At 39.3% G+C, this 19,625-nt stretch carries 17 protein-coding genes and 2 tRNA genes; 6 read left to right on the top strand and 13 right to left on the bottom strand.

Annotated elements, in window-relative coordinates; translation table 11 throughout:
* Positions 1-8: 8 nt before the first annotated feature.
* The 10 genes from ABJH90_RS10105 to folE form a co-directional block, all read right to left on the bottom strand.
* Positions 9-1,238 carry a cytochrome c3 family protein gene (locus ABJH90_RS10105; RefSeq protein ID WP_348138929.1) on the bottom strand — a complete coding sequence of 410 codons (1,230 nt, stop codon included), beginning with the start codon at positions 1,236-1,238 and terminating at the stop codon, positions 9-11.
* The gene (locus ABJH90_RS10100; RefSeq protein WP_348138927.1) at positions 1,217-3,049 is read right to left on the bottom strand and encodes a cytochrome c3 family protein; all 1,833 of its coding nucleotides are present in this window, start codon (positions 3,047-3,049) and stop codon (positions 1,217-1,219) included. Before ABJH90_RS10100 ends, ABJH90_RS10105 begins: the two co-directional genes overlap by 22 nt.
* 5 nt (positions 3,050-3,054) lie before the next feature.
* Entirely contained in the window at positions 3,055-4,395 is a 1,341-nt protein-coding gene (locus ABJH90_RS10095; RefSeq protein WP_348138925.1) for an NAD(P)-binding domain-containing protein, read from the bottom strand.
* Positions 4,395-5,222 (bottom strand): hypothetical protein, encoded by an 828-nt coding sequence (locus tag ABJH90_RS10090; protein WP_348319598.1) that lies wholly within the window; start codon positions 5,220-5,222, stop codon positions 4,395-4,397. Before ABJH90_RS10090 ends, ABJH90_RS10095 begins: the two co-directional genes overlap by 1 nt.
* Before the next feature lie 79 nt (positions 5,223-5,301).
* Complete coding sequence (locus tag ABJH90_RS10085) at positions 5,302-5,829, bottom strand: GNAT family N-acetyltransferase (protein ID WP_348138921.1); 528 nt, start codon at positions 5,827-5,829, stop codon at positions 5,302-5,304.
* Between the two features lie 10 nt (positions 5,830-5,839).
* Positions 5,840-6,331 (bottom strand): DUF192 domain-containing protein, encoded by a 492-nt coding sequence (locus ABJH90_RS10080; protein WP_348138919.1) that lies wholly within the window; start codon positions 6,329-6,331, stop codon positions 5,840-5,842.
* Positions 6,332-6,357: 26 nt separating this feature from the next.
* Positions 6,358-7,320, bottom strand: a complete 963-nt coding sequence (gene lgt, locus ABJH90_RS10075) for a prolipoprotein diacylglyceryl transferase (RefSeq protein ID WP_348138917.1) — start codon at positions 7,318-7,320, stop codon at positions 6,358-6,360.
* 141 nt (positions 7,321-7,461) lie between these two features.
* Entirely contained in the window at positions 7,462-7,683 is a 222-nt protein-coding gene (gene yidD / locus ABJH90_RS10070) for a membrane protein insertion efficiency factor YidD (protein ID WP_348138915.1), read from the bottom strand.
* A gap of 103 nt (positions 7,684-7,786) precedes the next feature.
* Positions 7,787-9,268, bottom strand: a complete 1,482-nt coding sequence (gene cysS, locus ABJH90_RS10065) for a cysteine--tRNA ligase (RefSeq protein WP_348138913.1) — start codon at positions 9,266-9,268, stop codon at positions 7,787-7,789.
* Positions 9,269-9,283: 15 nt separating this feature from the next.
* A complete protein-coding gene (folE, locus tag ABJH90_RS10060) occupies positions 9,284-9,964 on the bottom strand; it encodes a GTP cyclohydrolase I FolE (RefSeq protein WP_348138911.1) in 681 nt (226 codons plus the stop codon).
* Between the two features lie 137 nt (positions 9,965-10,101).
* Here folE and ABJH90_RS10055 point away from each other — a divergent pair, with 137 nt between their 5' ends.
* Together ABJH90_RS10055 and ABJH90_RS10050 are read left to right on the top strand one after the other, a co-directional pair.
* Entirely contained in the window at positions 10,102-11,907 is a 1,806-nt protein-coding gene (locus tag ABJH90_RS10055) for a T9SS type B sorting domain-containing protein (RefSeq protein ID WP_348138909.1), read from the top strand.
* 125 nt (positions 11,908-12,032) lie between these two features.
* Positions 12,033-13,460, top strand: a complete 1,428-nt coding sequence (locus tag ABJH90_RS10050; RefSeq protein WP_348138907.1) for a T9SS type B sorting domain-containing protein — start codon at positions 12,033-12,035, stop codon at positions 13,458-13,460.
* A gap of 46 nt (positions 13,461-13,506) precedes the next feature.
* Here the strand turns inward: ABJH90_RS10050 and ABJH90_RS10045 are convergent, their stop codons facing one another.
* Positions 13,507-15,021 carry an outer membrane protein transport protein gene (locus tag ABJH90_RS10045; protein ID WP_348138905.1) on the bottom strand — a complete coding sequence of 505 codons (1,515 nt, stop codon included), beginning with the start codon at positions 15,019-15,021 and terminating at the stop codon, positions 13,507-13,509.
* Between the two features lie 33 nt (positions 15,022-15,054).
* Positions 15,055-16,341, bottom strand: coding sequence for a hypothetical protein (locus tag ABJH90_RS10040; protein ID WP_348138903.1), 1,287 nt, complete (start codon positions 16,339-16,341; stop codon positions 15,055-15,057).
* A gap of 129 nt (positions 16,342-16,470) precedes the next feature.
* Between ABJH90_RS10040 and proS the strand changes: the two genes are divergently transcribed.
* From proS to rpsT, 4 genes are all read left to right on the top strand, one after another.
* Positions 16,471-17,946, top strand: coding sequence for a proline--tRNA ligase (gene proS, locus ABJH90_RS10035; protein WP_348138901.1), 1,476 nt, complete (start codon positions 16,471-16,473; stop codon positions 17,944-17,946).
* Between the two features lie 80 nt (positions 17,947-18,026).
* Positions 18,027-18,098 (top strand) — tRNA-Glu (locus ABJH90_RS10030).
* An 89-nt stretch (positions 18,099-18,187) separates the two neighbouring features.
* Positions 18,188-18,259: transfer RNA gene (locus ABJH90_RS10025), tRNA-Glu, on the top strand.
* Positions 18,260-18,298: 39 nt separating this feature from the next.
* A complete protein-coding gene (gene rpsT, locus ABJH90_RS10020; RefSeq protein ID WP_348138899.1) occupies positions 18,299-18,550 on the top strand; it encodes a 30S ribosomal protein S20 in 252 nt (83 codons plus the stop codon).
* A 234-nt stretch (positions 18,551-18,784) separates the two neighbouring features.
* Here rpsT and ABJH90_RS10015 read toward each other — a convergent pair whose 3' ends face one another.
* Positions 18,785-19,387, bottom strand: a complete 603-nt coding sequence (locus ABJH90_RS10015; RefSeq protein WP_348138897.1) for a short chain dehydrogenase — start codon at positions 19,385-19,387, stop codon at positions 18,785-18,787.
* Positions 19,388-19,625 lie beyond the last annotated feature (238 nt).

Raw genomic sequence — 19,625 nt, 5'->3', positions numbered from 1 at the left:
TATCCTTGTCAATCGCCATCGGGGTGGCATTCTAAACATGCGGAACTCAGATATTCGTACCCATTTTCTTCACTGTGTTTATCATCCATTTCAGGCTGCAAATGACAGGTGAAACATGTAAAATCGGCATAGTTAGAGGGGTTCGCATGGCATTCCACACAATCGTTCCAGGTTTCACCCTGGCGGTGTTTTCCAGTATAAATAGGGAAATATTGGTCGTGGTCAAATTCTGCTGGTGTCCAACCGGGATTGGTGGTATGGCAGGCCACGCAATCTGTTGGGAAATTTGCCGCTAAATGATTGGGATTATTCGTCTGATCGTAATCCGTCTGATGACATGCAACACATTCCGGAGAGGCATCTGAATAATTGTCTGTTGTATGGCACTCTGTGCAATCCTGAATATTATGACCCTGGGTTAGTGGGAAAAAGTCATGGTTAATAATCGCAGGCATCCAACCGGGGCTTGTGGTATGACAGGCAACACAATCTGTTGAAAAACCAGAAGTAGCATGATTAGGATCCATTGTGCCGGTATAATCTTCCTGGTGGCAGGTAACACATTCCGGTGAGGCATCTGAATAGTTGCCTGTTGTATGACATTGTGCACAATCTTGTATGTCGTGCCCTTCGGTTAATGGAAAAAAGTCGTGGTTTATGCTTTCTGAATCCCAGCCAAATCCAAGCGGATTATGACATTCAACACAATCTGTTGAAAAGCCTGCTTGTTGGTGATTTGGGTTTTGAGTAGCGGCATAATCATCCTGATGACAGTTTATACATTCATTTCCCAAAGGGTCAATTCTAAGATTACTACTATCTGTGTTATGGCACTCAATACAACTAAGATTACTATGAACTCCAATAAGAGGAAAACCATTTGCTTCATGAAGTTCGGGAATAATGTCTACCAGCCAGGTCTCCGAAGTATGACATCTCACGCAATCATTCCCCACAGATTGGCTGTGAATATCGGCATGACAGGAAGCACAGTCCATAGGCGCCTGGTCAAAAACCATGGTGCTATGGCATAGTTTACAATCCACATTTGCATGTGTTCCCTCTAATTGAAAATCGGTTTTACTATGATCAAATTGAATGGTTTGGTAGTTGATATACCAACCTCCCGGATGATGACATTTAACACAGTCCATATCCAGATCATCACCATGAGGTGACTGGGCTAAAAGTGGAAAGCAGCCCAATAACAGGAGTATTAGAGATGACAGTCTATACATTTAAATTTACCCAGTTTGTATATTACCTCTGTTTCTCCATTTTCAGAAGCAACTTCATGACAAACACTACATGCTATTTTTGCATGTTCCCCTTCCAGTGGAAAGGCCGTACGGTTGTGGTTAAACCTTTTTGGAAACCAACTATCCGTTATGTGACACCTTGCGCAATCTGTTACTCCCTCAATGGCAAATGTATCGTCATGGACATTCTCATGACAAGTTATACACTGCCCCCCTAATTTCTTAAACGTTTGTTTAAAGGTAGTATTGTTGTCAGACATAACAAAATGACATTCCCTACAATCTACCTCAGTATGTTTCCCATCTAAGGGCCAATCTGTTTGGCTATGATCAAAATTGATCAGGGTCCAGGCTTCATTGATATGACATGTTTTACATTCATTATTGGGGTAGTATTTTTCACTGATAAAGCCCTTATGGATATCCTGATGGCAATCTATGCAGTCTGTACCGAGATTTCTAAAGCTCCATCTGTCTTCCTTTTCGCTCACATGGCAGGCAAAACATGGAGTTGCATTATGTGCCCCTTCTAAAGGAAAGGATGTAGTTTGGTGTTGTTCCAGCGTATAAAGGCTGTAATCAAATCCATTTTCCAACGAATGACATTCCACACAATCCGGAGAAACATCATTTTCCTTGAATTCTCCCCTGTGGTAATCATCATGACAATTTTTACAGGCCGCAAAGTCTATTGGAGTAGAAAATCTTTTTTCATGACATTGCCTGCAATCCACTTCAACATGTTTTCCTTCAAGAGGATAATCGGTGACGGTATGGTCAAAGAAATCCATAGATCTTAGGGATAAAAAACTGGTTTCCCTATGGCATTTTACACATTCGTTCCCATATTCCCCATTATGTATATCCGTATGGCAGCTTACACAACTGTTTTCACTGATCCTGCTTTTATCCTGAAAAACGGTCAGGGGATTACTGGTTTCTGCATGACATGCAAAGCAATCTGTAGTTTGGTGACTCCCTTTTAGTGTAAAATTGGTCGAATTATGATCAAAATTTTCTAAACCTGCAAAAGCTGTAAAGGAAGCCTCCGTATGGCATTGTGAACACTGTCCCGGTAATTGTTCATTATGAGGGTCTTCATGGCACGAAATACAATCGTTAAAAGGAATGTCTTTAAATATTTGAAAATCCTTACCATTTCTTGTTGTTATCTGGTGGCATTCAATGCAATCCACATTCAAATGCTCTCCTTCTAGTTTATAATCGGCTGTATCGTGGTCAAAATTTGAAGCGGGTTTAAAAGCTTCCATAGTATGACAAGCCATACAATCATTGGTAAGGGTTTTTTGGTGAACATCATCATGACAGGAAAGACAGGTTTCATCTAAGCCAAGAAATGTATTTTTTCGCTTTTTTAGTTCTCTATCCTGGACATTTTCGGTAACATGACACTTTCTGCAATCCACTTCCTCGTGCTTACCCTCCAATTCATAACCGGTAAGGTCATGGTTAAAGGCATCTTCATCAAAACGGATCATATCAAATTTACGACCATGATGATCACTATGGCATTCAAAACAATCCTTTTTCACTACACTGGAATTGGCGTGATATCCGTCTTTTTTATTGATTAACGATTGTATTTCCTTATGGCATTCCAGGCATTTCCTGTCAGATACTTTGGCTCCGAGATCATGGCACAGGGTACAATTACTCATCCCTTCAAGATCTGCATGAGATTGAGATAAATCACCGGGGGATATTTGGCCATAACCCATGGTCAGGCTAAAAATAAAAAGGTAAATGGTATGTTTAAAACTGTTATTCAATCCATTTATTTATAAGATTTCAGGACATGACCAAAACGTTTGGTTATCTCTATCCCTGCATTTTGTAAAAAACTGGTAGGTAATTCCCCACCTGCAAAAATATATACAAGATCATTTTCAATTTCTGTGGCTTCGTTTCCTTCAATGCTCATCAATACACTTTTTGCATTAATAGACACCAGATTAGAATTATATATGACTCTGATAGATTTATCAGCTATGGCCTGCTCAATTTTTTCTCTGTTTTTGGGTTTTAGCCTGGAGAATTTATCCTTTCTATAGGAAAGTATAACCTGATTATTATTTTGTAGTAATAGAAGTGCAGATTCAATAGCTGAATCGCCTCCGCCCACAACAATGATTTTCTTCTCCTCTATTTGTTCAGGTTCAAGCAATCTGTAGGCTACATTCTGTGAATCTTCACCCGGAATACCAAGTTTTCTGGGTGTTCCTCTTCGACCTATAGATAATAGTACCTGATTACAAATAAATTCACTGCCGGCATTAGTAACTATTTTAAAAGTTTTGCCTTCTATAGGAGTAATACTTTCAACCTTAGTGTTTTCAACAATTTCCAAATTTTGTTCAGAAATTACTTTCTTCCATAATTGAAGCAATTCATCCTTGGAGGTGTCATGTAATTTAGCCTTCCCGTAAAGCGGCAAATCCATGGGTGAAGTCATTACAATTTTTGCCCTTGGAAATGTGTAGACTGTTCCCCCGAGGGAATCTTGTTCTAATGTTATACTGGATAATCCTTGCTTTTTAGCTTCAAGGGTTGCGGAAATCCCCGCGGGGCCGGCACCTATTATTACTACATCTAAAACATTTTCTTTAGATGGTTTTTTCTGCTTTGCAATATTTTCCATCGCCTGCTGTCCCTGTTCTACGCTATTCTTAATCAATCCCATTCCCCCTAATTCTCCGGCTATATACATACCTTTGATATTAGTCTCGTAGTCTTCACTGACGTGAGGAAGATCCACACCTCTGGATTCTGTTCCTATGCGCAACGATATGGCTTCAACGGGGCATGCGTGAAAGCAGGCACCATGTCCAACACAATTAGAAGTGTTAATTACGGTTGCAATCCCATTAGTTATTCCTATTATGTCTTTTTCGGGGCATGCGGTGATGCAGGCACCACTGCCAATACATGCTATAAGATCAATATGAGGATGCAGGGAGATGGGTTCAAATAACCCCTCTTCCTTGGCAACAGTAACTTTTTTTACTGTCTCAAGCGACTTTTTACTTTTTCTTCTCAGATAGAAAAATACAGTGAAAGCACATAAAAGAAGCACTATACCATATACAATTATCTGTTCTAATAACACTGCATCCATCAGAAAATCCATTTATAACCAAAGGCAAGTGTAACCGCCACATGAATGACCACAATAATGAGCATAATTAAAGCAAAGGGCATATGTGCCACATGCCAATATTTAAAAAGTTTTTGCATCATTTGCAATCTGCCTATTTTATTTGAAAGTACTATTTCCTTTTTTACCATTTGTAATATTGCATTCCTGTCCTTTTTAGGGAGGTCCTTGCGGCCCAGCACTTTTTTTAAATACCCCAGTTTTTTCCTGTTGTCAATTGTGTTTTCTTTACTCATCAAATCAGTAACAATAGTAATAGTATTGGACTCCAGATTAAATCGCTGATGTAGCACTACGGCCAAATCTGTTTTCATATGCTGAAGTTCGTTCATGCTCAATTCCCGGCCTTCAATTGTTCTCGGTATCTGGTTGTAGATAAATCTTCCAATTACCCCACTAAGGACCACTGCCACCATGCTCCAAAAGGCAACTGATACAATGCCACCAAACTTAAATGCGGTGTGGAAGAGCACCAGAATAGGCCCAAGGGTGCACAGGAAAATATGAAATTCAAGTAGGTATTTAAGTCTTATTTGTTTTGCTAAAAAATTATAGCGTTTCCTGGCAATATATATGACTACTCCAAAGAGGATCATGAATGTACCAATAATTCCCAAACCTTGTCCATATATGCCACTTGGTTTAAACCAATTATGTCTTGGGTGATAAAACCGCTCTTCCAGTGAAGTACCATAGTAGGTGTAACCTGTATAAATTAAATACAGGGTAACTACCAAAACTATTAGAGCCATAGTAGTGATGTAGGCTATGTGAACGGACTTTTTCAAATCTATATCAGTTAATCCTGTGAGCGATCTACTTAGTAACGACCGAATAAAAGATAAATTGGATGGTTTTGGTCAAAAATCAGGATTCCTTAGAAAATACCCTGAAAATATGAACAGGAATGCCCTTATACGTAGTTGTTTTATCTAAGTGCATCCCATTATTAAGAGCTACTTTTTGTGACCCAATATTGTCTATATGTATGATGGAGATTATGGATTCTGCCAGTTGGTGTTTCAGGGCATAAGCCTTACACTTTTTGGCCGCTTCAGTGGCGTACCCTTTTCTCCAGTATTCAGGTAAGATAGAATAGCCTATCTCCAGTTCCTGAATCTCGTCCACAGTTTGAATCAGGAGGCCGCACATGCCTATAAGTTTCCCGCTATCTTTGCTAATTAAGGCATTAAGACCCCCAAGATTATTTTCATATCTGGTAAATACTTTCGTAAACCAATTCTGGCAAGCTACCTCCGGTTCAAAGATCTCTCCTGCAAAATATCGTGAACTTAAGGGTTCCTGGTGAAATGGTAACCAGGCATTAAAATCCGTCTTCGATACTTTACGGAAAATAAGCCTATTACTTTCCTCCCCTTCAAGAAGTAAGTTCATTTTCTACTTTTTACATCCTTATAAACGCGATGCGATCGCCAACTTCCAAAGAATATTGTTTTCGCTGCCCGGCATTTAGTTCCAGGACATATTGCACCGGGACTTCGGACGATAGGCCTGTCTCATCCATTGGTTGTGCATTTTCCTTATAACTTGCAATCCTAAGCCCCTCATCTATAAAAATAAGGTCGAGCGGTATTTTTGTGTTTTTCATATAAAATGAATGATAAAGCACGTCTGGAAAGATAAAAAACATCCCCTGATCCAATTCCATGGATTCGCGATACATAAGGCCCGTCTGGGTCTCATAATCAGATTCCGCGATTTCGATATTGTATTTTACGATAACAGAGTCTGACTGTTCCTTATAGATAGTGAGTTCGCCTTCTTTTGTAAATGTTATAGCCTCAGTTTTGACTACCTTTTTCCGTTCTTCCTTACAGCCACTAAGAGTTAACAGGGCCAAAATCAGGAAAATACTATAAAATTTTAGTGTTCTCATCTTACCATATTTTTACTTGATATTCACTAGGCAGTAACACTTTTTCTTCTGAACATAAAATAGAATCCAACAAGAATAAAAGGAATACTTAACCACTGGCCTGTTGATAATAACCCTAATGATTCTTCGAATCCACCCTGACTTTTCTTTACAAATTCTACAAAGAACCTTATGGTCCAAAGGAGTACCAGGAATAAACCAAATAAAAATCCGGGCTGATTCTTTTTGTCGGTCTTCCAGTAGAAGTAATACAGAATCAGAAAAACAAATATATATGCGACACCTTCATATAACTGAGCAGGATGTCTAAAAGGAATAGCACTGAAATAGTCCGCAAATTTTGGATTATTTTCCAATGCAGCATAGGCCGCATTAACAGACTTTTCTTTGGTAATCTGCAATGCAGATGCAGCTGGCATATCATCTGAATCGCGCACAAATTTAGTCGCAAAAGCAAAGTTTGCATCTGTTATTTTACCGTTTATCTCCGAGTTAAAAAAATTGCCTAATCTTACGAAAAATGCCCCAATAGCAACAGTAATGACAACCCTGTCTAAAACCCAAAGTATTTTAAGGTCCTTGTATTTTCTGCTTAAAAGATACATGCCGATAATAATACCAATAGCGGCGCCATGGCTTGCCAGACCGGTAAAACCGGTAAACTCATAACCATTAATAATGCCGAATAATGTACTTCCGGCACGTTCTTTTATCGGAAGCAGAATCTCTACAAGATGATTTTTGTAATAGGGCCAGTCATAAAAAAAGACATGTCCCAGGCGTGCACCAAGCATTGTTGACAGTACAGTGTAAATAAAAAGGGAATCTAGTTGTTCGAGGGATTTTTTTTCGTTTAAAAAAATCTTTTTCATAATATACCAACCCAGCGCAAAGGCTACTATCCAGGAAAGATTGTAGTATTTAATTTGCAATACACCAATTTTGAAAAGGGTATCATCCGGATTCCATATAAAACCTAAAAAATACATAGTCAATTTATTAAGCGGCTAAGATAAGAAAATTGAACTGAGGCCAAAGCCAAATAATAGCTTAACTTTTATGCACTTTTGAGTGCTATTAAGTCGATTTAAGATCTAAATAAAATTATTATTATATCTGAGATTAACAGGTCAGGGTACAGGATCATAACCTTTTCCACCCCATGGATTACAGCTGAAAATACGTTTTAAGGCTAACCAACCTCCTTTAAAAAGGCCATGTTTTTGTAGAGCCTCAAGCGTATATTGAGAGCATGTTGGGCTATATCGGCAAGTGGCAGGGGTCAAAGGTGAAATAACCACCTGGTAGAACCTGACAAGAAGTACAAAGGGGGCAATTAGAATTTTTTTCAACTTGAGAAATATTATTTAAATACTAATTTATAGTCGTAATTAGTTATTAGAATTACATGAAAGTCAACCTGAAAGAAATTTACCCAATGGATACCGCAATTTATCAGGAGACCTTGAAGGTTGTGCCCTCTTTGCTGTCTTTTAACTGAATGCCGAGGGCTGCCAACTGGTCCCTTATTTTATCAGATGTGCCAAAATCTTTATTGGCACGAGCTTCGTTCCGCAATTGAATAAGTAGTTCCACGACACCCGATAACTTTTCAGAATCCCTTCCGCTATCATTTTTATTTTCCAGGCCAAGAACATCAAATGCAAAACTATTCATGGTCTCGATAAGAATTTTTTTATCATCTGCAGAAAGCTGTTCTTTTCCTTCTTTTATAAGGTTGATATGTTTAACACCTTCGAAAAGGTTTGCTATTAGAATTGGGGTGTTAAAATCGTCATTCATTGCATCATAACACTTTTGCCTCCAATCCTTAATATCGAAATCTGAATTGGCACCGGTATTTAATCCGTCCAGACCAGTAATCGCATCCATAAGCCTTTGATACCCCTTTTCTGAAGCGAGCAGGGCATCGTTGCTTAAATCCAGAATACTTGTATAATGTGCCTGCATCATAAAAAAGCGTACTACAGAAGGAGAAAATCCTTTGCTAAGTATACTATTATTACCGCTAAAGATCTCATTCGGGAGAATGTTATTCCCGGTAGATTTTGCCATTTTTTTACCATTTAGGGTAAGCATATTGGCATGCAACCAATATTTAACAGGAGAATGACCATTTCCCGCCTCAGCCTGTGCAATTTCACATTCGTGATGAGGAAATTTCAGATCCATTCCACCTCCGTGTATGTCAAAATTTTCACCAAGATATTTTGTACTCATTGCTGTGCATTCAAGATGCCATCCCGGAAACCCATCTCCCCATGGGGAAGGCCATCGCATGATATGTTGTGGTTCGGCTTTTTTCCACAAAGCAAAATCCTGAGGGCTTTTCTTATCGTCCTGAGCTGCAAGTTCCCTTGTATTTGAGATCATGTCTTCCAGCTTTCTGCCACTCAGTTTGCCATATTCATAGTCTTCATTAAACTTCTTAACATCAAAGTAGACAGAATCATTAATTTCATAGGCATAACCTTTTTCAAGGATATCCTTAATGATTTCTATTTGCTCTATAATATGCCCCGTTGCTGTTGGCTCAATACTAGGAGGTAAAAAGTTAAATTTCTGAAGGATATTGTGAAAATCTACGGTATAGCGTTGTACCACCTCCATGGGTTCTATTTGTTCTAACCGTGCCTTTTTGGAAATTTTGTCTTCCCCTTCATCAGCATCGTCTTCCAAATGACCTGCATCTGTAATATTCCTTACATACCGAACCTTGTACCCCAAATGCCTGAGGTAACGGAAGATCATATCAAACGACATAAAAGTTCGGCAGTTTCCCAGATGTACATTGCTGTATACCGTGGGACCACATACATACATACCTACATGCCCTTCGTTAATTGGTTCGAATAGTTCTTTGGTACTGGAAAGGGAATTATAGACTTTAAGGTGTTGGGTTTTATACAATTGCATTGTTGCTATATACAATTAGAAATTGGTCTCCAGGTTTATATAGTCCAAAAACTCACGTCTGATGGCTTCTTCTTTAAATTTGCCACCGTATTCTGCAGTTACTGTACTACTATCTACATCGCGTATTCCACGTGAATTTACACACAAATGTTTGGCGTCTATAACGCAGGCAACATCTTTGGTGCCTAATACTGCCTGAAGTTCTTTTACAATTTGAATATTCAGCCGTTCCTGTACCTGAGGTCTCTTGGCATAATAATCAACGACCCTGTTCATCTTGGAAAGGCCAACTACCGTTCCATTTGAAATATATGCTATATGTGCTTTACCAACAATGGGAAGAAGATGGTGCTCACAGGTAGAATAAACAGTTATATTTTTTTCTACCAACATTTCACCATATTTGTACTTATTCTCAAACGTAGAAGATTTCGGTTTTTTCTTTGGCTGTAACCCACCGAAGAGTTCCTTTACATACATTTTTGCTACCCTGTCTGGTGTGCCACTTAGACTATCGTCCTCCAGGTCGAGGCCTAGCGTAAGCATAATTTCCCTGACATTTTCGCGAATGCGTTCAATTTTTTCTTCCTCGCTTAAAACAAATGCATCTTTTCTCATTGGGGTTTGTTCAGACGAGGATACATGATCGTTTCCTAAGTCTTCAAAATGTTCTTCCAATGTTCTGTCTAATTTCATCCGGATACCTCTTTTTCGAAAGGCAAAGATATACATAATATGGCACTTTATACTCCGTTTAGGGCGATACACAACATAAATTAGTGTTAAGCAGAAGTACAGGGTATTTTTATAAATTCCAAATCCTATGCCTGTTTATGAAGGGTAAAAGCTTAATATTCTGGTTTTTAACAATTCTTGGGACCACTTCACTTATGGCCCAGGTAGCAGCTGATTGCAGTAATGCCGTTCCCATATGCAATAATACTCCGGTTAATGGGGGTACGCAGGGATATGGCATCGACGATTTCAACGGAGCTACAACGAGCGGTTGCCTCGAACAAACTATAACCGGATCCATAGAATCTAATTCTGCATGGTATCGTTTTCGAACGGGAGCATCCGGACAGTTAGGATTCAATATAGGTTTTGATGCCTCGGAGGATTGGGATTTTGCCTTATACCGGGCAAGTGACTGCAATAATTTGGGAGACCCTATCCGTTGTAACTTTTTTGATAACAGTGATGAGGAAACATTTATGGGAGTAGGGGAAGACCCAACCGGAAACACAAGTACCGTACTTTATGAAGATTGGTTAGACGTAATGCCGGGTGAGGATTACTATCTGATGATAAATAACTTTAGTAACAATAATTCGGGATTTTCAATTCAATTTTCGGGAGCTATTTTTACAACCAACCCTTTTGATGCACTGGATTGTTCCATTATAAATAATCTCCTTGGACCACCTCTGGCCGCATGTGACAATGAAAATATTATTCTGGATGGAACCACATCTAACGCTTTAAGTTATACCTGGTATAGCGATACGGGATCAGGTTTTCAACTAATAGCGGGTGAAACCGGCCCAACGCTACATGTAAAGGTATCTGCCATGTACAGGGTTGAAGTGATTACTACGACCATGACCAATATAATAAGCGATGTTCAGGTGGCCTTTAATGCATCACCTATAACATATGCTGTCTCAGATGAAATAGTTTGTTCAGATTCTATAGAATTTGATTTAACTCAAAAGGATAGTCAGGCCTTAGGTACCCAGGACCCTACCGCTTTTATGGTTACGTACCATAGTTCACTTAATGATGCCATTCTTGGTATAAATTCATTAGTGTCGCCATATCCTCTAAATACAGGAATTGAAACTATTTTTGTACGTAACACCTCAAGGGAAAACCCTAGATGCTATGACGCTTCTGAACAGTTTCAGCTAAGTGTTGTGGAAACACCGGTTTTGAACTTTTCTGCCGAGATTTTTATTTGTGAAGATTCAGCAGGGGTAATCATTGGTGAAACAACACCTAATGCCCAATATACTTATTCCTGGGATACAGGAGAATCAACTCCAAGTATCAATGTTACACAGGCAGGGAGTTATACCTTAACAGTTAGCAATAGTCAATGGGGACAATCCTGTTCAACATCCAGCTTAATAACAGTAGTTGTTTCTGAAACTCCGGAAATAACGGATGTTATTATTGATGACCTTCAAAACAATAATACGGTAGAAGTTATCACGGATGTGATAGGTAGCTTTGAATACCAAATAGACAATGAAGCATTTCAGCCCAGCAATATCTTCACTAATGTCCCGCCTGGAGTGCATACCGTTACAATTAATGATCTTAACGGTTGTGGTTCGGTAACTGAAAGTATTATTGTAGTAGGATACCTTAGTTTTTTTACACCTAATGGTGATGGAACTAATGATTATTGGCATATTTTGGGAATTTCCAACCTGGAAAATCCTATGGTTTATGTATATGATAGATACGGCAAGCTCTTAAAACAGATGGATGACAGTAGCCTGGGCTGGGACGGCACTTTTAATGGCCGGGAATTGCCATCTACAGATTATTGGTTTAAACTCACATATACAGATTTACAAGGCCAGCTTGTTGAGGCCAGGTATATAAATAATCATTTTGCATTAAAAAGATAAAAACCTGCATTTTTAACGGCTTGTCGTTTACCGATAAAGTGCAGAAAAACTTCGGCGAGATATACTAAATTTTAGCCCTTGGAGTTATAGTATAGATTATTAGTATAATGTTAGCCCCTTAATCTATGCGAACACTCGTTAGCTCCCTGTGCTGCACGCTCCTTTTCTGTATTGGAGTTATGGCACAGAACTCTGCAGATTGCCGAAGTGCCATCCCAGTTTGTGCCGATGCGCCAATTCTATCATTCACTGATGGCCTTGGTGATGTTGATGATTTTGATCCTGATGTAATCAGGCAAACTGGTTGTTTGGAAAAAGGGAGTGTTGGTTCTGCAAATATTGAAAACAATACGTCATGGTATGTCTTCAGGGCAGGGACAGACGGTCAGATTGGTTTTGATATAGAGGCATTACCAGCTTTAGGTACCACGATAACCTCAGAATATGATTTTGCATTATACGGACCAGACACAGATTGTGCCGATATAAGCAATGGAACGGCACAACCCATTAGATGTAATTACGAAGTAAATAGCACAAACTTTACCGGGGTAGGGGTTAATCCGGAAAATGGTCAGGAAGGAGAACCACCTTTAACAGCAAACCAAAATACTTATGATGAATGGATAGATGTTACAGCTGGCGAAATCTATTACCTTCTGATCAACAATTTCAATACTAACTTTGATGGAAATCCTGAGCCTTTTTCATTGACCTTTACCGGTAGTTCTGTGGATGCAGATCAGAATACAGCACTTGACTGTACACTTAGGGATGAATTTTTAGGATTAGATATTATTGCCTGCGAAGGTGATCCTGATATTACTTTAACGGCTTTAAATTCACCTGCCGGACCAGATATTGCCACCGTCACCTGGACAGTGGATTACGATGATGACGGAACTATAGATGCAACCCTTGCGGGCTCGGGACCACTTGGTGCAGAGTTAATAGTAAGCAGCCCAACCTCAGGGAGGTACTTTGTCTCAATATTTACTACACTTGCAACTACAATAACAGATGACATTTTAATTACATTTTATGGAATTCCGGTTTTGCTGCCAGACCCTGATGGGATAGTTATTTTGGACGACTTATCCGATAGCAATAATGTAGAGTTTTTTGTAGATGGTGATGGCGATTATGAATACGCTATAAACGGAGGTGAATTTCAGGATGAATCTGTATTTATGGATATACCACCAGGATTGAATTCCGTTATAATTAATGACAAGAATGGATGTGGAACAACAGAACCAATTGAATTTTTAGTAGTAGGATACCCTAAGTTTTTTACACCTAATGGCGATGGTATTCACGATGCATGGAATATCCTGGGAATTGAGACACTTACAGATCCGGTAGTCTTTATATTTGATCGCTATGGTAAATTATTAAAACAACTGGATGAAACTACCATAGGGTGGGACGGGACTTTTAACGGAAGGCCCATGCCCTCATCTGATTATTGGTTTCGCCTTGAGTATGAGCGTGATGAAGACGGTGTGCAGGTGGCCAATACCATACGGACTCACTTTTCACTTGTGAGATAAAAAAATCCCTGAAATACTTCAGGGATTTTTTCTTTATTATTTGAGTTTAGAAATTAATAGTATATCCGAAGCTATAATTATTCATAACGGCATTTAAGCTTGCCGGCGTTGTTATACCCACATCAACAAGTTGAACATTACCATCTCTTTCAGACCTGCTATACGTAAAGTCTAATCTGCTGCCTCCAAAGTTATAACCTATACCGGCCGAAAAACCATTTAAATCACTTATGGTAATGCTATTTGCATAAGGACTTTGCTCATAGCGATAACCTCCGCGAAGACTTAGTTGTTGAATTCGGTATTCCCCTCCAACTCTAAAAGTAGATACCGCCCTAAGTTCTCTGCTAATCTCCGAATTAACTGTAGAAAAACTGGAATCTGATGTAGGTCGCAATTCTGCATTGGACATATCCTGATAACTGTAATCAAAACTTAAAAGGCCATTGGGACCAAAGACAAGAGCCATACTTCCATTAAACTTTCCTGGAGTCTTTACTTTATACACTGGAAAAAGATTGACAATGTTGAAATCTATAAATCTTATATCCGGATTTTTAACCGGAGAATCCGAATTGATTCTTTGTGCAAAATCATCCCTTAAATCATACCAGGTAGCGGATTGATAAGTTGCTCCCAGTCTTACATATTTATTCAATTTTGCAATGAGCCCCAGGTTGAATGAAAATGCCTGACCTCTTGAAACAAGCAGGTTGTCAAAATTAATAAATTGAATTTCTGAAGCTGCATTATAACCGCTCTCGCTCAATTGAGTGTATTTCTCATAATATATGCTGTGAAAATTCAATGAAGCACCCATATACAGAAAATCCTTGTATTGCGAGCCAAAATTCATGGTGAACTTGCTGTTATAACCTCTAGTCGACTGTAAAAATTCCTGATTTACGGTGTTGTAATCAGCGTTAGAAATATATTGGGTGTTGTTGTCATCATCAAAATCTACCGGATCAATTACCCCGGCCTGAAAACCTAAAAATGCCTGCTGTGGTCCAAAACCAAGACTACTCCCTATATCCAGATAGGCTTCTTCAATCAATTCCCCATCCTGAACACGTAACGGACCTAACGGCTGACCCTGTGCAAAAGCAAGAAAGTAATTGTCTATACCTTCATTACCATTCCCAGAGGCAAAAAACTGATTGTTAAAATTCTGTACCAGATCGTAGTTAAAAGCTAGTGAGTATTTCCTCCAATCAGAATTTTTATCGTAATTTTTAAATACCATAACACCCCCTATCTGATTAATTTTAAATGAATTAAGTCGGGTATTACTGGTTCTCCCAAAATAGGTTGCATCGTTATTGCGATTGTAGTTTGTTCCGGTCATCGTGAACTGACTATTATTGAAAACCGCTGAGCCTGCAGGGTTGATATTTAATGCGGAAAGATCACCGCCGAGAGCTCCAAAAGCTCCACTTAAACCCTGAAAGCGAGTTGTTCCATGAGTGTTTTCAATACTGTATCTGAGTACATCCTCAATATTTTGAGCATTTACAGCCGCACATATCAATACCAGGATGAAAAATATTTGTCTTTTCATTTTATAAGAATTTAATACTACTGATTTTTGGAATTATTGTCTGCCGCCCCTGCTTCCTGAAGATCTTGAAGATCCTCCAGAACTTCTCATACCACCTGAACTTCTAGAGCCACCACCTGAACTTCGCATGCTACCAGAAGATCTTGAAGACCCGCCTGAACTTCTCATGCTGCCAGAAGATCTTGAAGATCCTCCTGAACTTCTATAACTACCTGAGCTTCTGGAACTCCTGGACCCTGAACTTCTATAGCTACCTGAGCTTCTGGACCCCGAAGTTCTTCCGGAACTATAACCTGAGGTTCTTGGCCTGGAAGATGATGACCTGGAATACCCGGAACTTCTTTGAGTAGAACTTCCGTAAGCCCTTCTTGCCGTATTTGAACTACTGGTAGTCCCTCTGCTATATGTGTTGTTGCCTTGAGAATTTCTTCTGTAAGTATTGCTGTTTCGTGAGCTACTTGAATATCCCGGAACAGAACGTGTGCTTCTGCTGGTTCTGTAAGCCCTGTTTCTATTTATGGCAGCAGCGCTAACCGTTCTTCTTGCAGTTGTGCCAGATCTATATGCTCCGGAACTTCGTGCTGAGGAAGAAGTTCTGGCTGTGCCAGATCTTCCAACATTGGACCTGGAACTGGAAGCTGTTCTTCCATTTCCTGATGTTGCACTCGATCTTCCTCTGCCTGATGTGAGATTAGATCTACCTCTTAATGAATTTGAAGTTAAAGCATTATTATAATTATTGCCGTAATAACCCCTTCTGCCACTAGTGTATGAAGCTCTTCCATAACCATAGTAAGGATAACCCCAGCCATAACCTGGATAGCCCCAGCCCCAGCCCCAGCCGGCACCCCAGCCCCAGCCATAACCTGGATAGCCCCAACCATAACCACCCCAGCCCCAGCCAATGCCTATACCTATACCAACACCACCCCAACCATAACCATAGTTACCGTAATTGTTGATGACAACATCAGATTGATTGTCACCCCATCCGGCGTATCCGGCATAGTCATTGTAACCTTCGTAGTAATTTGCTTCCGGTACAACCGCAAGACTATCGTTTACGACGTCTCCACCATAATAATCATCTACATCAGTAAAGACTTCATCCTCCATGAATTCATCTATCTGATCTGCTTTCTGACCAAAATAGTCTCCGTAAATACCATCACCCTGCTGCTGTTTAGGCTGTTGTTTTTGCTTTGTATAGACCTTTTGGGTCCCTTCAGCATAGATACCATCATTATCATAATAGGAAGCTTCCTGATAGGAACCACATGAAACCAATAATATACCAGCAACAAAGAGCGTTGTGGTCATTATTAATTTAGGGAGGGGTAGAGATTGCATCATCGCTTTAAATTTATATTGTTGAACATTCTAAAAATAGTTAGTTTTACCGAACTATTTTGATAATAAGATCACAAGATTTGTGCCAAAGTATATTTGATGGGAAAAAATTTAACTAAAAGAAGCGAGGATTATTCCAAATGGTATAATGAACTCGTGATCAAGGCTGATATGGCCGAAAATTCAGGGGTTAGGGGCTGTATGGTGATAAAACCTTATGGTTTTGCCATATGGGAAAAAATACAGGCAGGCCTGGACAAGATGTTCAAGGATACGGGGCATCAGAATGCCTATTTTCCATTGTTTATTCCAAAATCATATCTGAATAAAGAAGCCAGCCATGTTGAAGGCTTTGCAAAGGAATGCGCTGTAGTCACCCATTACAGGCTAAAAAATGCTGAGGACGGCAGTGGTCTTGTAGTAGACGAAGACGCTAAACTGGAAGAAGAACTTATTGTAAGGCCAACTTCTGAGACTATTATCTGGGACACATTTAGAAAGTGGATTCAGTCCTACAGAGATCTTCCGCTCCTAATTAACCAATGGGCGAATGTGGTGCGATGGGAAATGAGAACACGCTTGTTCCTTCGCACGACTGAATTCCTCTGGCAGGAAGGCCACACGGCTCATGAGACTGAACAGGAGGCGATAGAAGAGTCCGAATTGATCCTGAATGTTTATGCAGATTTTGCTGAAAATCATATGGCCGTCCCGGTGATCAAGGGAACAAAAACAGAAAGTGAGCGTTTTGCAGGAGCTATAGAAACCTATTGCATAGAAGCCCTAATGCAGGATGGAAAGGCCTTGCAGGCAGGGACATCACATTTTTTAGGTCAGAATTTTGCCAAGGCATTTGATGTAAAATTTGCGAGTAAAGAAGGAAAACAGGAATACGTATGGGCTACCTCCTGGGGTGTTTCTACCCGCCTGATGGGTGCTCTTATTATGACACATAGTGATGATAATGGCCTTGTTTTACCTCCTAAACTGGCCCCTATACAGGTGGTTATAGTACCCATATATAAAGGTTTAGAACAATTAGATTCGATTTCTGAAAGGGTAAACCCTTTGGTAAAAGAATTGCAAAATAAAGGGATATCAGTTAAATATGACAAGCGCGATACCCATAAACCCGGATTTAAGTTTAATGAATATGAATTAAAAGGTGTCCCCGTCAGAATTGCTATCGGGCAGCGCGATATGGCAAATGGGACTTATGAATTGGCGCGCAGGGATACACTGGAAAAACAAATTGTGAAAGCTGATGAGGTAGTTGCGAAAATTGAATTTTTACTCGAGGACATACAGCGAAATATTTTTGAAAAAGCCCGAAATTACAGAGAGGAACACATTACCGAAGTTGATGGGTATGAAGAATTTAAAAAGGTCTTGGATCAGAAAGGAGGCTTCATTTCAGCGCATTGGGACGGTACTGCCGCTACAGAGGATAAGATAAAAGACGAAACAAAAGCAACAATTAGATGTATTCCATTAGACGCCAGTGAGGAGGCTGGTAGTTGCATGGTTACCGGAAAACCTTCTTCAAAAAGGGTGCTCTTTGCCAAGGCCTATTAAGTGTAGTCAAAAAAATATATAATGGAGTTGGTATAGTAAAAAATAATTGTATTTTTGCATCCGCATTTATGCGATCTAAAGGCCCGTTCGTCTAGGGGTTAGGACGCCAGGTTTTCATCCTGGTAACAGGGGTTCGATTCCCCTACGGGCTACAAAGAATACTGAAATATTGAAATGTGGTTAATGAGGATAGTTGAAAAACACAGAACTCATTTATTACATAAACGTTTAAAAAAATAATGGCCCGTTCGTCTAGGGGTTAGGACGCCAGGTTTTCATCCTGGTAACAGGGGTTCGATTCCCCTACGGGCTACAAAAAAACAAAGCCCGAATAAATAAAATTTAAAAAAAGATGGCAAATCACAAGTCGGCATTAAAGAGAATCAGAAGAAACGAAGTTGTGCGATTACGTAACAGATATCAGCACAAAACCACAAGAAACGCAATTAAAAAATTGAGGAGTGAAACCGACAAAAAGGCTGCGGAAGCTCTTTTACCAACTGTGGTAAGCATGATAGATAAGCTTGCTAAACGCAATATTATACATGCAAATAAAGCGGCTAATTTAAAAAGTAAACTTACAAAGCATATTGCTGCAATATAAGTTTTGATATAATTTACTAAAGCCCTTGCCTAACGGTTAGGGCTTTTTTTATGTTTAATAGAGCTTATATAAATGTATAATTGTTTTTTTCGCTGCTATTAAAGTAGTTCTGGGGAATACTGCCATTTGTGTTGGCAGGTAAATTTCATTTTAAAATTTTAATTAGCCCTAAACTTCTTTTAGGAATAACATTGTATAAGATTCAAGCGAAGTTCTCTATAACAAAATATGGGCTTAATCGTAAATACGAATTATCTCACCATTAGCCTTCCCTTCCACACTTCTAATATATCCCCTTAACATTTTATCCATTGGTATGGGGTTATGGCCAGGGAAATAATCCCCGTATTTATCTAAGGCGTCTTCAACGACGCCAGAGGAAACCGCATTCACTCGAATTCCCTTGTCAAGTTCAAGGACAACTGACTTGACAAAACTATGGATAGCCCCGTTAACCATAGCCGCACTAGTAGTCATTATTACGGGATCGTCTGCAAGTATACCTGTTGTTAAGGTTATGGAACCATTAGGGTTGAGGTATTTTTTCCCTATTCGCACCAGATTTACCTGTCCCATTAACTTACTTCGTATTCCAATATAATAGTCATCTTCAGAAAGATCATTAAATGGAGCCCACTTAGCTTCACCGGCAGTACAAATTATGGCATCTAATGCCCCAATTTTTTTAAAAAGTGCTTCAATTGATTCACTATTTGATATATCCACTAGCTGATCCCCGCTGCTTCTCCCGGCTATTAGAACTTCGTGTTTTATGGAAAAGTAAGAACTAACTTTGCTTCCAATGGTTCCTTTACCTCCAATAATCAAAACTTTCATAATTGTCTTATTTTATAAATAGTTTTCGCCTCCTCATTATTGTAAATCCGAAAGCAAAATAGTCATACATTATGATAATTAAAAGCGGATGGACAATTCTTACTCAAAGAATAGTCAAATAGTGTTGTTAATATCATACTGTTTTAATACCGGTGTAACCCATTAGGTGTAATACTTATTACAAATAAAAAATCCCAATGACAACTTATCATTGGGATTTTCTCTAATCAGGGAACAT

This window comes from Eudoraea sp., from assembly GCF_039969275.1.
Taxonomy (GTDB): domain Bacteria; phylum Bacteroidota; class Bacteroidia; order Flavobacteriales; family Flavobacteriaceae; genus Eudoraea.
Note: the sequence above shows the minus strand (reverse complement) of the source record. Positions and strands in the feature narration are given on the sequence as shown.